This window comes from Candidatus Poriferisocius sp. (genome assembly GCF_965204145.1).
GTDB lineage: Bacteria > Actinomycetota > Acidimicrobiia > Acidimicrobiales > Bin134 > Poriferisocius.
This window is the reverse complement of sequence record NZ_OZ241977.1, coordinates 59,151-76,523: the sequence shown is the minus strand read 5'-3', so window position 1 is coordinate 76,523 and position 17,373 is coordinate 59,151. Positions and strand designations below refer to the sequence as shown.

Sequence of the window (17,373 nt, the reverse complement as noted above, 5' to 3'; positions counted from 1 at the left end):
TGAAAGCGGGAAAAGTGTAGCAAGGGGCAGGTCTTTGTCAATCGTCCTCGGAACCCTCGGACTGTCGCGGCGCTTCTACCCAAAAGCGCCGCCGCTGGAACGGGTAGTCGGGCAGCGAGATCCGGCGACGCGCCTCGCCTTGGAACAGGCTTTCAAATCGAATCGCCTGTCCATCGGCATACTCCGCCGCAACGACCGCAAGCGGATCATCGCCGTTCACTGGCACCGACGCACCGCTCTGAGCTTGTAGATCGTCGATCTCAAGGAGCGCGCTGAGTTGCTGGCGGAGCGACTCCGCATCGCTGAACACCAATCCAGCCCGGTGTGAGAAGTGGCTTCGCCCGATGCTGGCCGTCCATGCCATGTCGGAGAGCAGCGGATCGGTTGCGGCGCCGGCGGCCGAAAGCTCCTCAGCGTGCTCGTCGAGCCAGGAAAGATACCGCTGGGCAAGCTCTCTCAACGCCTCCGGAGTCTTGGCCGACAACGGCAACAGCCGTCTTTCGGGCGGCTCTGCTCCCTCACCGAACGGCGATTCCTCGGCGGCCACGGCTTGCGGTGACCCCATCGGCTGCCACGGCGGGCTGACTCCATCGGGATCGTCAGCAGTGGTTTCGTACCCCTCCACCACCACGTGGGAGTTGGCCCCGGAGATACCGAATGAGTTCACCGCGGCCAAAGCCTGGCGACTTGGGTCTCCGGGCCATTCAATCGCATCGGTGGCAACCCTCAGCGGCATCCTCTCCCATGCGATCTCGGGACTCGGTTCGCTGAAGTTCAGGTGCCTCGGAACCATCCCATGCCTCATCCCCAGCACAACCTTGATCAGGCCGGCCATGCCTGCGGCGCCTTCAAGGTGCCCGATGTTGGTTTTCACCGAACCGATCCATACCGGGCGGTCTTTCTCGCGCCCTGGGCCGTAGACAGAGGCGATCGCGCTCGCCTCCACTGAATCGCCTACTTCCGTGCCCACGCCGTGGGCCTCGACATAGTCAACCTCATCAGGGGCGACGCCAGCCCGGGCCAGTGCTTCGACCATGACCCGCTCCTGGGCCCGCCCACTGGGAACGGTGACGGCCAGACCGGCCCCGGTCTGATTCACTGCCGACCCCCGGACGACACCCCAAATTCGGTCTCCGTCTGCCTCGGCATCGCTGAGCCGCTTCAGCACCAAAACGCCGCACCCCTCGCCCCGCACATAGCCGTCGGCCGACGCGTCGAACGACTTGCACTGCCCTTGCAATGACAAGATGTCCGCCTCAACCAGGGCGTTGGTGACCGCAGTCGACAAGACCACATTTGCGCCCCCGGCCAAGGCGACGTCTATCTCCCCTCGCCGAAGGGCCTCTACCGCTTGATGCACGGCAACCAGCGACGATGTGCAGGCCAAGTCAAACGGCACCGCCGGTCCTTCCAGGCCCAGCGAGAATGCCACTCGCCCGACAGTCAAGCTTCCCGCGGTGTTGAGGTGTCCTCCGGTTCGGCCTCGTTTCTCGATGACACTCCGGTATTCGCTGACACCGATCCCGACATACAGACCGCCGCGGCTTGCCTTCAGGCGGTCGGGATCGATGGCCGCATCCTCAACCGCCTGCCAGCTGGTCTCCAGCAACATCCTCTGGAGCGGGTCGATCGACCATGCCTCCTTCGGCGAAATCCGGAAGAACAGGGGATCAAAGCGGTCGAGGCCCTCGATGTACGAACCCTTTCGGTAGATGGCATCGGTGGCCGCTGGATCTCCGAGGACTCCCTCCCACGGACCACCGTCCTGGCGCCCGTCGGTCACCGTGTTCTCGCCGGCCTCCAGAAGGCGCCAATAGGCCGATAGATCCTCAGCACCGGGAAGCCGACAAGCCATACCGACAATGGCGACCCCCTCTTCCTCCAGGCGGACAGGCCGGGGCAGAGCTGGTTGCACGGCTTCTCGGGATTCGACGGCTTCGCCGGCCTGTCCGAACTCCTGGGACAGGTGCTGGGCCAGTCCCGTGATGTTCGGATAGTCGAATATTGCCGTGTTGGACACGGTGTACTCGCCGGCGAATGCCCGGTTCAGCCGGTTCCGCAGCTCCACCACCATCAGCGAGTCCATCCCCAGGTCGGCGAACACGGCCGAATCGTCCGGCAGGTCGGGCAACCGCATCACGGCTTGCAGCTCTCGTTGCAGGTGTGCGATCAGCATCTGGTCGCGCTCCGCGGCAGCGGCATTCCTGAGGGCGTCCAGCAGATCGACCGACGATTCCTGAGTATCGCCAGAGGCGTCCGCCGACAGCAGTTCTTCCAAGAAGAGCGACCGGGCCTCGGGGCCTTCGGAAATCGCTTGCCAGTCGACCGCCGCCGCCATGGCCATGGTCATGTCCTGGCGCACCAGATGGTCGAACGCCCTCAACCCCTGTTCAGGGGTCATCCACACTGTGCCCGCAGCTTCGAGTTGCCCGGCGATCCGCTCCCGTTGCTCCTCGGCCTCGCCCAATCCCGACCACGCCCCCCAGGCGATCGACTGGCCGGGCAGACCCAGCGAACGGCGATGGGCGGCAAGCTGGTCCAAGAACGCATTGGCCGCGGAGTGGTTCGACTGCCCCGAATTGCCCAAGACACCGGCGACACTGGAGAACAAGACGAACATGTCCAGGTCGCGGTCTTCGGTGGCCCGATGGAGATGCCAGGCGCCCAGCATCTTCGGCCCCAGCACCTCTTCGAATTTCTCCCAAGTCTGGTTGGCGAGCACCCCGTCGGACAGCACGCCCACGCTGTGGATCACGCCTCCCAGCGGCGGCAGGTTGGCGTCGATCCGGGCCAGCATCTGGTCGATGGCCGACGGGTCGGTCACATCAGCCAGCTCGACCTCCACCGTCACTCCCTGCTGACGGAGACCGTTGATTGTCTCCTCTGCTTCGGGATCAGGGGGCCGTCGCCCGTTCAATACGATGGCTCCTGCGCCTCGCTCGGCCAGCCAGCCGGCCACCGCACATCCGATGCCCCCCATGCCCCCGGTCACCAGGTAGGTCCGGTCGTCTCTCAACTGCCCGGTTTCAATGGGGGAACCGGCGAGGACGAGCTTGCCGATGTGGCGAGCCGCCTGCATGTACTTCATCGCTGTGCCCGCTTCGGCCAGCGACCAACGGGTGTGTACCAAGGGCGCCAGTTCGCCCGCCGCCACCTGGTCCACCACCCGCCGGAGGGCGTCTCCGGGCACCGCCGGGGTCTCTTGTTTGAGAGTGTCCAGCTCCAAGATCCAGTAGCCCACGTCGGGCCGGGCCGCGGCCATCTCCTCTTCGCTGAGAATGTCCACCCGGGCGAGCTCCACAAAACGGCCGTCTCGGGCCAAGCAGGACAGGCTGGCGTCGATGAAGCCCGGGCCGGTGAGGCTGTTGAGCACCACGTGGACTCCCTCGCCCCTGGTGGCTTCTAGAATCTCCTCGCCGAACTTGGTCTGGCGGCTGTCGAACACGTGCTTCACGCCCAGCGACCGCAGAAACGCCTGCTTCGGAGCACTGGTGGTGGCGAAAACCTCAGCCCCTGTGGCCTGGGCCAACTGAACCGCGGCCAACCCCACGCCCCCTGTCCCGGCGTGGATCAGAACCCGCTCGCCCGCTTTCAGCCCGGCCAGATCGAATGAGAGCAAGGCCGATGCAAAAACGGTGGGCAACGTGGCCAGCGCCGCGGGCGCAACACCCGAGGGGGCCGGCACCACCAACTCCTCAGTGGTGACCGCTTCGGAGCCCAGCGTGCCGAACCCCAGTCCCACCACTCGGTCGCCCACCGAAACGGTGGACACCTCGGCGCCTAACTCGACCACCCGGCCGCAGAACTCCTCGCCCAGCGAGCCCTCGCCGATGACGCCCAGAGAGCGGAACATGTCCAAGAAGTTGAGCCCGGCGGCTTCCACCGCTACTCGTACTTCCCGCTCTCCCAACTCCACCGGCGGGTGAGGCTCTGGCCTGACCCCTTCCAGGTCGCCGCTAGCGTCAGCCGCCAGCAACCAGCTCACTTCTCCCGCGGGATCGGGCAGATTCGGGCGACCCGACGCAACCCCGGCCCGGGCCAGCCGAGCCGTCTGGCGCAGTCCCATGCGGTAGGCGATCTGGGTCTCCGCGTCGGGATAGAGCAGCTCATTAGCCAAGTCCGACAGCGGCATCGGACGGTCGGGATCCAAATCGATCATCTTCGGGTTGAAGTGAGGCGCTTCGCGGGCCACCACTTTCCCGAGTCCCCAAAGGATGGACCCCGCGATGCCCTCGGCCTGCTCGTGCTCCAGCACTTGGGCCCCCTGGGTCACCAGCCAAACCCCGTCTGTCGGGGCGGCGTCGGCATCACCCATACCCTGCAACAGGGCCAACGCGCTCTTGCCAGCCTGAGCTGCGTCCTCGGCGAGCTGCTCGATGGCCACCTGCGACCCCCGGCTGTCCAGCGAAACCATGTGGACAACGCCACGGAGTGCGGTATCCGGGGAAAGACCTTCGAAGATCGACCGCCACGACTCCCGTTGGCTCATAGCCAGGGAAACCCGGTTGATTCCGGGCTCATCCAGCACGGGCTGGTCACCGCTGGAGGTGCCATTGCCAACCATCACCACCGTCTGATTCCGGGACTCCAACTCCTGCGCCAGGGTCTCGGCTGAACCACCAGAATCCGATGCCAGAATCCATACGCCGGGCTGCTCGCTCACCTCTGCCGGTCCCTGGGCCACGATCACCCCGCGATCGGCCTGTCGCCCGGTGTCAGGCGGGTCTACGCCTAAGACTTCTGCCGCCGGGAAGCCCGAGTCTTCCAGCGCCCGGAGCCACACGTCGGGGCTGGTCAGGGCGTGATGGGAGCGATAGTGGTCGGCAAACCGCCACCAGCCGTCCAGCGTTCCGAAAGAGAGGTCTAGCCAGCCCAGGCCGCGGAGGACCTCCAATGCCACCAGATAGCCCGACGGTGCCAGCAGCCGCTGGCAATTGCCCAGCGTCTCATCCAGGAACTGGGTGGCGTGCAGCACGTTGGCCGCGATCACCAGGTCGTAGCCGTGGGGGTCGAAGCCCTGCTCCACGGGGTCGATTTCGATGTCCAGCACCCGGTAGTCGATCGACGCCTCTGCTCCGCCGAAGCGTCTCTCAGCCTCGGCGAAGAAACCAGCCGAAATATCGGTGTAGGTGTAGTCGAAGCGCTCGGCGGGGAGCTCGGGCAGCACCGACGCAGTTGCCGACCCGGTGCCTGCTCCTACCTCCAGCACCCGCAGTCTCCGGCCCTCCGGCAATTCGGCCAGCAGCGCCGCCACCGCGTCGCCGAGCATTCTGTTTGAAGCCAAAGCCATCGGTGCCTTGATGTACATGTCGGCGGCGCTCGGCTCGCCGCTGCCGAATAGCAGCGTCAGCGGATCGGCATCGCCAACCAACACATCGGCCAGGGCCCCGCCAGTTCGCCGGAACAGGCCGATCTCCACGGCTCCGTGGGGGTATTGGCCCTCCATCCAATCGGCCCGCGCCACCGGATCACTGTCCACCAGTTCGGGCAGGGGGTCATCGGAGGCAACCAACACGGTGAACTCATCCCCGGCCTCCTCCAGCACGCCGGCTTTGGCCATCATCTCGAGCATCCGGCGGAACAAACGCCCGTGCTCCGGGGCAACCCCCAACTGCTCCCTCAGGTCATCGGGCACCACCGTTTCACCTGCGGTGCGTACCCACCCCAGCCGGTCCAGGGCCAGACGGGCGAAAGACCACGCCAGCAGTTCGAGGTCGGACAGCAATCCGACCCGGCTTTCGGCCTCAACCCCTTCTGCCGCCAGATACTGGGAGAACGACTCTGAGCCCGCGGCAATGGTGCTGGGAGCAGGCAGGAAATCCGCCGGCAGAATCCCGGAGGCGAGGGGGCGATCTCGCCAGACAACCTCATAGAGAAGATCGTCCAAGCTCCCGGCCGCCGATAACAGCGCGGCCCGGGTGGCCCGCTTCACCGTGTAGCCGTCCAGCCCGCCAAGCACAGTGCCGCGTTGGTCGTAGAACACCAGATCTCCAGTCAAAACTTCTGGGGTCCCTGCTGCCGGCTCTGCGGCTTCCCTCAAACGAGCATGACAAACGAATTGGTCGGGCAGAGGACCGCTCAACCACAGCCGCTCCAATGCGAAGGGCATATAGGCCACGCCGTCTTCTACGCCAGCCCCACTGCGGGCCTCAGCCATGACCTGGAAGCAACCGTCTAGAAGCAGCGGATGTGCTTCGATGCCGCCTGCATCAATGGACTCAGGCAGTGACAATTCGCCTAGCGCTTCGCCTTCCGAGGACCAAAGCGCCCGAAGGGTGCGGAACGGAGTGCCGAGCTCTACCCCTGTGCTCAGCCGGGAGCGGTAGAACTCCGAGACGTTCTTAGGCTCCAATCCGGCCTTCAGGCCTTCCAAGTCGACGCTATCGGCCGTCTCAGGCCGCCCGGCTTCCGAATGGGCCAACCCCTCGGCGTGCAGCGTCCACCCGTCTTCACCGGGACCCCGGCTGTAGATCTCGAATCGAGTGGGCACCTTGGGTTCGGCCTCGTCCAGCACAAACTGCACTTGGCGGCCTTCGGACACCGCCCCGTCATCTGAGTCCGACCCGGAAAAGACCATCGGGCTGAGCAGTTGGAGATCATCGATCACGAAGCTGCGGCCCCTCGATGAGGATGGCCGGCCATTCCCATTGGCCACCAGCGCGGAAACCGCCATCGTTCCGTACAGCGCACCCGGCGTGACCACCTGACCGTAAACCCGGTGTTCATTCAGCCATTGCGGATCGGAAGAATCCATTTCCGTCTCAAATTGAAGCTCGCCTCGGGGGGATTCGTGGCAAACGCCGAGCAGCGGGTGCCCCGCGCTGGATCGACGCTGCTTGGGCGTCTCGACCCAGTGGCGCTGACGCTGGAACGGGTAGCTCGGAATCGAGATGCGGCGTCGGGTCTCCCCTTCGAATTGGCCCTCGAAGGAGATGTCGACTCCGGCCTGGTACAACCCCGCCACCGCGTCGAGGAACCCGCAGCCGTCCACGGGGTCGGGCGTTCGAGACGAGGGCCGCTTCATGCTCGACACCACCACCGGTTCGATGCCGCCAGCCTGGTCCGGCCAGGAAAGAACCGTCATGGGGCCGAGTACCGCCCCCGGACCGACTTCGAGCACCACGTCCACTCCCATATCGGCCAAGGTCTCAACACACTTGCGATACTCCACCGGTTGGCGGGCCAGCCGACGCCAATACGTCCCGTCCATCGCTTGGTCGGGATCCAGCACTTGGCCGGTCATGCTGCTTATCAGCGTGATCGACGGCGGGGACACCGAGGAACCGGAGACCAGCGCCTCCACACCGTCCAAAATGGGCTCCACCATGGCGCTGTGATACCCGGCGCTCTTCTCCAATCGCCGAACCCTGACCTCATCGGCCTCGAAGCGCCGCAGCACCGCCTCGACGTCGTCGACCGGTCCGCTCACCATCACATGAGTCCCGTTGTCGGCGGCAATGGACATCCGCGGGTCGCCCGACGCCGCGCACTGCTCCTCCACCGCGGCCGCCACGTCGGATTTGGCGGTAAACACCGCGGCCATCGCACCAGGCTCGGGCAACTCAGCCGTGAGCTTGCCTCGGCCAATAGCGAATCGAAGGCCATCCTCCAGGCTGAGCACCCCCGCGGTGTGGGCCGCCGCGATCTCGCCCAGACTGTGCCCCACCACCAAGTCGGGCCGCACCCCCAATCTCGTCCACAATGCGGTCAGCGCACACTCCATGGCGTAGATGGCGGGTTGCGTCCACGTCGGATCATTCAGATCGCCATCGGCGTCGGGCATGCCGAACATCACGTCCAAGAGCGAGGTCCCGCACTCATCGCGGAAGACCTCCTCGCAGCGATCCAGCACCATTCGCACCACCGGTTCGCTCTGGTAGAGCGATTTCCCCATCCCAACCCACTGGCTGCCCAGTCCGGTGAAGGCAAAGGCCACCTTCAAGTCGGCACGCGATCCCGGTACCTCGTCTTCGGCACCCACCAGCGCATCGAGCTTCTCTCGCAACGACTCGGCGTCTTTGAACGCCACCCCGGCCCGATGGGAGTGATGGCTGCGACCCACCCCGGCGGTCCAAGCCATGTCGGCGAGCAGTTCGTCGTCTGGGGGCCCAAGACTGCCGTCAAGCCACGTCAGATAACCCCGGGCCAGATCTCTCAGGGCCTGGTCCGACTTCGCCGACAGGGGCAGCAGTCTCGCCGGACGAGTTGTGGTGGCCCCGACCTCCAACATTGCCGCCGTTTCGTCAGCCGATGCCACGGCAATGGCCAGAGGAACACCTCTCGGCCACCGCTCCTCGCCGAGCTGAGCAGGTTCGCTTGCCAGAGGCTCATAGGCCTCCAGAATGACGTGGGCGTTGGTACCCGACCAGCCGAATGCGCTCACCCCAGCGATGGGCGTTCGGCCGGAGTGGCGCGGCCATGGTGTGGGCTCTGACGTCACCTTTAGCGGCACCTGGTCCCAGTCGATGGCCGGGGTCGGATTTTCAAAGTGCAGGTGCTTGGGAATCACACCCTGATTCATCGCCAGCATCGTCTTTATCAAGCCAGCTGCTCCCGCAGCCGTCTCCGGATGGCCGAGGTTGGTCTTCGCGGATCCCACGAGCAGCGGTTGATCGGGGTCGCGATCTTCGCAGTAGGCGGCAGCGATGGCCCCCAGCTCTATGGGATCGCCCACCGGCGTCCCAGTCCCGTGCGCCTCGAGGTAGTCCACCTGTGATGCCGCAATCCCGGCTCGGGCCAGCGCTTCGGCGATCACCCGCTCTTGGGCCTCTCCGTTGGGCACGGTCAGCCCTGTGGAAGCGCCATCTTGGTTCAGCGCAGACCCCCGAATTACGCCCCAAATCCGGTCGCCGTCGGCTTCCGCTTCGCTAAGCCTCTTGAGCACGAGGATGCCGCAGCCTTCGCCTCGCACAAACCCATTGGCAGAGGCGTCGAATGCCTTGCACTTTCCATCGGGGGCCAGCATCCCGGCATTGCCCCGCAATTGGAACAAGTAGCCCCACAGTATGACGTGTACCCCGCCCGCGAGGGCGAGATCGGCTTCTCCCCTCTGAAGCCCGGAAACAGCCTGATGGACCGCGGCCAGCGATGATGAGCAGGCGGTGTCCACCGCGAGCGCCGGACCTTGCAGCCCCAGCGCGAAGGCAACTCGCCCAATGGCGGTGTTGAATGAGCTACCGCTCACCGAGTACAGGCTGAGCGCGGCATCGGCCGTGAAGGCGTCTGTTTTTATCAATGCGCGGTAGTCGTTGTTGCTGATCCCGGCATACACCCCGGTGCGGCTGCCCCGGAGCCGCTCATGGTCGATCCCCGCGTCTTCCAGGGCCTGCCAACTCGTCTCCAGCATCAGCCGCTGCTGAGGATCGAGCAGCTGAGCCTCGATCGGCGAAATGCGGAAGAACGGGGCGTCGAACTGGTCGATGTTGTCCATCAATCCGCCGAAGCGAAGGGCATCGTTGTCGACAACGGCATCTGGGAAAATCTCTCCGATTCGCCCCTCTCCCGAACCGGGAACCCCCTCGGTAACTGTGTTCTTGCCCTCTTCCAGCAGGCGCCAGAACTCCGACAGGTTGCTAGCACCGGGAAACCGGCAGGCCATCCCGACAACGGCGATTGATTCCCCTGTTCGAGAGTGCATGTGTCCCCCTAATTCGAGGCTAGCCAGAGCTTCTGACCTGCACCGTAACGATATCCAAACCGTGGTATTTCTGATGGTGGACGGACGATGCGTAGTGGCGAAGCAGGCGAAGCGACACCTCCCCCTCATGGGCTCCCTCAGACTCTTCGTTCAAACACGCCAACCGATCCTCAAGATTCTCCTCGTCGAACACCGCCAGAAACTCCATCTCAACCATGCCGGGTTCGGGGCGGGCCTGGATGATCAATCGGGCTACCGCATCGGTGGACTCGTCGGACTCCTCCAACATCTCCTCGCCAGCCTCGTCGGCCTGCACCAGGCTCAGCAGGGCCTCCTCCCCGGCGGAGCGCAGCCGCTGGGCGGAGGCCTCGTTCCAACTGTTCGCCGCAGCAAGGCCCTGAAGGAAGCGATCGATCTCGGGCAGCGACGAGACGCTGAGCTCGACCTCCAGGCGGCTGCGCCGCTGCGGGCTGGTCATGTCCAAGAACACGACCAACGCCACCGCGGCGAATGCCCCGATCAGTATGCCGCTGTCGAACAGCAGACCCCATTTGTGGCCGAGCAGGTCGGTGAAGATGGTCTGGTTGTCGAGTCCCACGCCCAGCGAGAACGCCACGCCCACCACCATGGCCTTTTGGGAGTCGAGCCCGTCCTGCACAACCGTGCGGATGCCCCCCACAAAGAGCAGCGCAATGGTCACCAGCAAGTAGGCGGCCACAACTGGGCTCGGAAGGGTGAGCAAGAACGCGGTCAGCTTGGGCAAGAAGGCCAGTGCAAGCAGAGTGCCGCCGATGACAAAGCCGATGCGGCGAGCCGCCACCCCGGTGAAGCTGATGAGCGACACGCTGGTCCCCGAGTACACAGAAGTAGGCGGTATCCCGAAGATGCCCGCTGACAAGATGCCCAGTCCGTTGGTGTTGAGCGAGCCCTGGACCAGCCGAAAATCGGGAACTTGAGGATGACGCAAGGAGGACTGTTGGATGGCCACGCTGTCGCTGACATTCTTGACTCCGCCCGCCAGCGTTACCACCACGAACGCGGGCAGAAGCGACCAGAAGCTCGCCCCTGGGGTGAGGTCGAATCCGGGGAACCCGCCCGAGTCGGGAATACCAACCCAGGCCGCGTCGCCCACCGAGGTGACTTCATAGACGCCGAACAGCACGGCCACCACGCTCCCGGTGACGATCCCAATGAGCGGCGACCACAATCGCCATGCTCCCGACGCCCGCAAAAACAGCAGGGTGAAGGCCAACAGCGTGACCAAGGCGATGGTCGGTCCCGCAGCCTCGGGTGCGTCAGCCGGGACGTCTTGGAGGCGGTCGAGGACCACCGGCAAGACAGTGGCCGCGATCAGCATCAGGACCGTTCCGGTGACCACCGGTGTGATGACCCGGCGCAAGAACGGCAGCCAAAAGGCCAGAACGAGGTAGAACAGTGAGGCCACCACCGTGAGGCTGGCCAGCAACTTCGGGCCGCCCTCGGCCAGCGCCAACACCGATATGGCCACGAAGTTCGGGGTCGGGCCCATGATCAAGATGTGGCCGGCGCCGAACCGCCGGAACCGACTGGCCTGCACCGCGGTCAGCACCCCGGCGATGATCATGGCCGCGAACAGCGCCCAGGAGAAATATCCGGCGTCTTGGCCCCCCGCTCGGGCGGTAACGACCACGATCGACACAATCGGTGCCAGTGCCAGCACCACGCCTTGCAGACCCGCGACGGCAGCAACACCGGTCGGACAGCGCTCGTCCGCCTCGTATCGAATGGCGTCGCTCACAGCCGCTGCGTCCCGGTAGCCGCGTGGATCCGCACCAGAAAAAGCTAACGCGAATTATCGATCTGCTTTAGAGCTTGGCTTCGCGGGGGTCCCAGAGGCCTCGGAGGGATTCGCCGATGCGGTTCAGCGACAGCACGGTGAGGAACATCAACACACCGGGCACGAACACGATGTGGGGGGCGTCTTGCAACACCGTGTGTTGGCGGCCCTCGCTGATCATGTTGCCCCAAGTGGGGGTTCTGATCGGGTCGATCCCCACTCCAAGGAAGCTCAGCGAGGCTTCGGCCACAATCACCACCGCCACGATGATGACCGCATAGGAAGCGAGGGGCAGCGCCACGTTGGGCATGATCTCCCGGAACAAAATCCGGCTGTTGGATGCCCCCATGGCCTTGGCTGCGGTGACGAACTCCCGGGCGGCGAACGTGAGGGTGTTGGCCCGGGCCAGCCGGCCCATGGTGGGAATGCTGAGCATGGACAGCGCCAGGGTGACCACCAGCACGCTGCCGCCGAATATGGCCACGATGGTGAACAGCAGAATCAGGGCAGGAAAAGCCAAGATCGAGTCGGTGAGGATGTTGAATACCCCCTCGGTTGGACCTCGGAAGAAGCCGGCAACCAAGCCCACGATCGTTCCCACCGCCAGCCCGATGCCCACGGAGCCAAGGCCCACGATCAGCGACACCCGGGCTCCTTGAATGGCCTGATTCATGACGCTCTTTCCGACTCGGTCGGTGCCCAAGGGCTCATGGGTGCTGAACTCCGGCGGTTGCTGTCGATTGTCGAAGTCGGCGGTGAGCCCGTCGAACAGACCACCGAGCTGCAAGAACACGAACACCAGGACCACCGCGATCCAGACCACCGAAAGCCAAGTGGCTGGATCGACGTGGGAGCCGAAAACCGCCTTGATCAGCATCCCCAAACCGGTAACGATGCCGTAGAAGGCCGCCAGAGTGACGATCACTTGCAACCATGGAGTGCTGTCGTACAGCACGTTGAGCTGTACAACCAGCAAGGGTGCGCCCACGACGATGCGGGCAATCCCCTCCCACAAGTTGCGAGTCCGACGACGTCGTTCGGGATCGGCGATGTGGATCATCACCGGATCGCTCGCCGCTACTGAGACATCAGCCACGTCTGATCCTTGGGTCGAGCAACGCGTAGGTGATCTCCACCAGCAAGTTGAGCAATACGTAGGCCACCACCACCGTGATCACCATCCCCTGCAACATGACCAAGTCGTTGCCGAGGATTGAATCGACCATCTTCCTTCCGACGCCCGGGATGGTGAACAGCACCTCGATGATGACCGTTCCACCGATGAGGCGACCCGTGCTCACTCCGGCCAGGGTGATGAGCGAGAACGACGACGGCCGCAGGGCATGGCGGAAGAGAATGTGGGTGGGAGACATGCCCTTGGCCTTGGCGGTGAGCACAAAGTCATTTTGGAGCGTGGCCATCATGTCCGCCCGCAACAACCGCTGGAACACCGCGATCTCGGTGAGAGACAGGGCAATGACGGGCATGATCAATCGCTGTATGTGGTCCCACCAGTCCCACTCGGTGAGCCGCGTCCATCCTTGCGGCGGCAGCAGGTCGAGCTGGTTGAACAGGATGAGCACGAGCAAGATGCCCACCAAGAACTGGGGCAGCGAAATGGCAGCAAACGAGGCTGAATTCAGAGTTCGGTCGGCCCTGCTTCCCGACCGATAGGCGGCATACACCCCCAGGGGAATCGAAATCAGCAGGGCGAAGATCTGGGCCACGAGGGCGATCTCCAAAGTGACCGGCAGCCGATTGCGCAACTCCGAGACCACCGTCAAGCCCGGGGTCTTGACCGACTCCCCCAGGTCTCCAGTGACCACATCTCCCAGCCACTTGCCGTAGCGGACCACCACGTTGTCATCGAGGTGCAGTTCTCGGTTTACGAATTCTCTGGCACCTGGCTCTTGGGCCCGTTCCTGACCGAGCAGGCGAACGGTGGGATCACCGCTGAGAAACTCAACATACGACGAGGTGAAGAAGCTCACGATGAGCAGCACCGGGATCAACCGGATGATGCTGCGCCCGATGGTCTTCAACGTTCGTCACCTCCCCCGATGCCTCAGCTCGGCCCCGTACATGATGCCCCACAGGTCAGGGGGTGGGCACGTATGGTGCCCACCCCCTGGATCTCTGTAGAAGTTGTCGACTAGCCCTTAGCGACGAAGCCCAAGAGGAGGAGGCCGGTCTCCGACTGGAATACGCCCGATACCTCGTCGGTGTAGTAGTAGCCAGTTTCCGGCTTGTCCAAGATGATGACCGGCACCTGCTCAGCGAACTTTCGCTGGAACCGGCTGTAGGCCTCGTAGCGCTCCTCGTAGGTAAGGCCTTGACGGCCCGCGACGAGTGCAGCGTCGAACTCGGGAGAGCACGCCCTGGCCCAGTTGCGGAATGGCAGGCCTTCGCCGCATACGCCGTCTTCGGGGGAGTCGCCGTAGTACGTGTCGTGCATGTAGTCGGGATCGGCGACCGGGATAGCCCACGGGTTGGCTACTGCCTCGCCGGAGAATACCGCGCTCACCATCTCGCCCACCTCGGTGCAGTTGGCGGTGACGCTTATCCCCAATTCCGCCCACATGGCAATCAACGTCTCGGTGAGGAGCTGGTTGACCGGGTCCGTGGTGCAGAAGGTCTCGAACTCCAGCGGGCCGCCTAGCTCGGCTTCGCATTCTTCGAGCGCCGCAGCCGCCGCATCCGGGTCGTAGCCCGGAAGGACCGCCGCGGGGTCAGGATCATGCCAGATTGATCCTTCCCGCATGAGCTGGCGGGGGACGGACCGGAGGCCTTTCCAAGCGATTTCGTTTGCAGTGTCGTAGTCGATGGCGTGGGCCACTGCCACACGACAAGCCCGGACGTTGAACGGCACCTTCTGGTTGTTGAGCATCCAGTAACCACCGTGGTTGTCAGTCCGGGTCGTGGTGTTGACACCCCTGTCCCTGGCGTCATTGACGTTGGTCGGTTCGCGGTCGAAGGCGATATCCAAATCACCCGCCTTGAAGGCGTTGTAGCGCGCCGAGGCTTCAATGATGGGCTTGAAGACCACCTTGTCCAGGTAGGGGCAGCCCTCTCGGAAGTAGTCCGGGTTGCGGACGAGAACCGCCTCGTCGTCCTGGGTCCAAGACTCGAACATGAACGGACCGGCACCGATGCCGACCGGATTCACATTGATGCCGGTATTCAGGCCGGTCTCTGCATCCTGGCCATCCTGATAGGCAGTGGGCGACATCATCCACGCCAAGCGGTTGGTGAACACCTGCGGGAAGGTTGCGTTCACACCCGTCAGAGTGATCTCGATGGTGTGATCGTTGATCTTGTCCATCGAGGCAATGAGGTTGGCCTGGGCCGCAGACTGCGAACCGACCTCTTTTCTTTGATGGTGCTCGATATTCCAAATGAAGGCATCGGCATTGAGGGATGTGCCGTCGGTGAAATTGATGCCTTCGCGCAGCGTCAGAACGAACACCAGGAAGTCATCGGTGGTGATGCTCTCAGCCAAGCCAGGAAGAATCTTCTGGGTGGGGAGATCCAGATAGAAGAGCCCGTCGTAGATGGCCGTCATCTGGGTACCGCCCAGCGACGCACCCCCTTGGATCAATGTGGGATCCCAGCCGGTGATCTCACCGAACATCCCCATGGTCAGCGTGCCACCGGTGGGCCGCCCGTCGCTGCACTCAGTCAGGAGGATGGTGCCATCGGTATGGCCGACGTTGCCGGTGGGCACTTCGCCCTCAGCAACTTCTTCTTCAGACCCCTCAATGGTGATCTGAACGTCATCGACGGACTCTTCCTCGGCGGGAGCCTCCTCCGCGGGAGCCTCCTCCGCGGGAGCCTCCTCAGCGGGAGCCTCCTCAGCGGGAGCCTCGTCCTCAGGCTCTTCTTCGGCTGCGGGTGCAGGTGTCCCTGCGGTTACCCCTGGACCGTCGTCGTCATCGTTGCCGCAAGACACGGCAAACACGGTGAGCGCCAACAGGACGGCAAAGAGCCTCAACCAACGCGATTTCATGAGCATGACCCCCTCGGGTTTGGCTATGGGCAGCCGGGCCTCAACCGACTGCAAGTTGCCAGACCTTAGGGATTTGTTTGGAGTTCGCGCAAAGCGTCGCCGCTGCTATGACTGCAATCGGGCGGCGGCGGGGGCAAGCTCCCGTTCCAAACGGTCGGCAATAACCCGAAAGTAGGGCAAAGACTCGCCGATGGGGTCGGGAATCTCGTCAACAGCCCGGCCTATGAATTGTGTTTGGGCCCGGGTTTCGCGCTGGGAATGCAAGCGGGCCACCCACTCGGCGGCGTCGGTCCCGTTTCGGTCGCCCGCCTCAGCGGCAAGCCGCGAGAGCTCGGCGGGCAGGAAGGTGGCCGCCGCCTTGGCCTCGCTGCGAGCAGCCACCGCCCAGCCGTGGTTTCTCGTCATGGCCACAATAAGATCGGATTCGTCCACCAGATACTCCGAGAGGCGGCGGCTGCGGTGGGCCGACAAGTCCAGCCCCCGCTCAGCCATGGCGGCTATGGCGTACTCGTGGGCGGGCTGCCCACTCCAGTCCATGGTCCCGGCCGAGCCCACCTCCACGTCGGGGGCCAGATGGGCGAACAGCACCTCGGCCATCGGCGAGCGGCAGATGTTCCCCGTGCAGACAAACAGAACCTTGATGGCGTTGGAGTGTAAGTGCCGTCCGTCAGCCTTTCTATGCTCAACGCATGACAGGTCCGATGGATGGAGTGAAGGTGGTCGAGCTCGGGGTGTGGGTGGCCGGCCCCGCGGCGGGTGGCATTTTGAGCGATTGGGGGGCCGACGTGGTGAAGATCGAGCCCCCCGCCGGCGACCCAGCGAGGACCTTCCAGCAGATGCTGGGCGGAGACATGCCCACCAATCCCGTGTTCGAACTGGACAACCGCTCCAAGCGATCGGTGGTGGTTGATCTGGCCCATCCTGAAGGTCAGGCCATCGCGGCGGAGATCATCGATGAGTCCGACGTGTTCCTCACCAACCTGCGGCTGAGCGCCCTCGACCGGCTGGGGCTGGACTACCAGTCGCTGGCTGCCCGCAACCCGGGACTGATCTACTGCGCCATCACCGGCTACGGGCTCGAAGGTCCCGACGCCGACCGCCCCGCCTACGACATCGCCGCCTTCTGGGCCCGTTCAGGCATCGCCGCCCAACTCACCCCGCCCGGCGGCGCGCTCCCCTTCCAGCGGGGCGGGATGGGCGACCACAACGTGGGCCTAGCCGGAGCGGCGGCCATCAGCGCGGCCCTGTACCACCGGGAGCGCACCGGCGAGGGCCAGATGGTGTCGTCGTCGCTGTTCCGCGAGGGCATGTACACCATCGGTTTCGACATCAACGTGCTGTTGATGTGGGGCCTCAACATGGCAGTGGGCACCCGGGAGGCCATGGGCAACCCGGCCATAAACAACTACACCGCGGGCGACGGGAGACGGTTCTGGGTAGTGGGCCTGGAGGGCGACCGCCACTGGCCCCCGCTGGCCCGAGCCGTGGGCCATCCCGAGTGGATCGACGACGAGCGGTTCGCCACCCCCCGCGACCGGGCCGTCAACGCCGTGGAGCTGATCGCCGCCCTCGACGAGGCCTTCGCCGCTCGACCCTTGGATGAGTGGGCCGAGATCTTCGCCACCGAGCCCGACATGTTCTGGGCCCCGGTGAACACCCTCGACGACTTGCTGGCCGATCCCCAGACCGGCCCGTCGGGCGCGCTGGTGGAGGTGCCCGACGGGGCCACCGGTACCACCATGCTGGCCACCCCGGTCGACTTCCACGGCACGCCGTGGGCACCCCGTGCCCTAGCTCCTGAGTTGGGGGAGCACACCGACGAGGTCCTGGCTGAAATGGGCCGCACTCCCGATCAGATAGCGGAGTTGCGCTCCAGCGGCACCGTGGCCTGAGCCTTCCCGAACTCCCAGCCAT

At 64.5% G+C, this 17,373-nt stretch carries 7 protein-coding genes; 1 reads left to right on the top strand and 6 read right to left on the bottom strand.

All coding sequences use genetic code 11. The features are described from left to right. Nucleotides 1-37: 37 nt before the first annotated feature. From ACOGI7_RS00275 to ACOGI7_RS00250, 6 genes are all read right to left on the bottom strand, one after another. A complete protein-coding gene (locus ACOGI7_RS00275; RefSeq protein WP_419849929.1) occupies nt 38-9,637 on the bottom strand; it encodes an SDR family NAD(P)-dependent oxidoreductase in 9,600 nt (3,199 codons plus the stop codon). A gap of 19 nt (nt 9,638-9,656) precedes the next feature. Further along, nucleotides 9,657-11,414, bottom strand: coding sequence for a uracil-xanthine permease family protein (locus tag ACOGI7_RS00270; RefSeq protein ID WP_419849928.1), 1,758 nt, complete (start codon nt 11,412-11,414; stop codon nt 9,657-9,659). A gap of 67 nt (nt 11,415-11,481) precedes the next feature. Continuing rightward, nucleotides 11,482-12,549, bottom strand: coding sequence for an ABC transporter permease (locus ACOGI7_RS00265; RefSeq protein WP_419849927.1), 1,068 nt, complete (start codon nt 12,547-12,549; stop codon nt 11,482-11,484). Further along, nucleotides 12,542-13,495, bottom strand: coding sequence for an ABC transporter permease (locus ACOGI7_RS00260; protein WP_419849926.1), 954 nt, complete (start codon nt 13,493-13,495; stop codon nt 12,542-12,544). The genes ACOGI7_RS00265 and ACOGI7_RS00260 overlap by 8 nt, the downstream gene beginning before the upstream one ends. Before the next feature lie 110 nt (nt 13,496-13,605). Beyond that, entirely contained in the window at nt 13,606-15,459 is a 1,854-nt protein-coding gene (locus ACOGI7_RS00255) for an ABC transporter substrate-binding protein (RefSeq protein ID WP_419849925.1), read from the bottom strand. A 105-nt stretch (nt 15,460-15,564) separates the two neighbouring features. Continuing rightward, nucleotides 15,565-16,092, bottom strand: coding sequence for a hypothetical protein (locus tag ACOGI7_RS00250; RefSeq protein ID WP_419851535.1), 528 nt, complete (start codon nt 16,090-16,092; stop codon nt 15,565-15,567). Nucleotides 16,093-16,148: 56 nt separating this feature from the next. Here ACOGI7_RS00250 and ACOGI7_RS00245 point away from each other — a divergent pair, with 56 nt between their 5' ends. Next, nucleotides 16,149-17,351, top strand: a complete 1,203-nt coding sequence (locus ACOGI7_RS00245) for a CaiB/BaiF CoA transferase family protein (RefSeq protein WP_419849924.1) — start codon at nt 16,149-16,151, stop codon at nt 17,349-17,351. Nucleotides 17,352-17,373 lie beyond the last annotated feature (22 nt).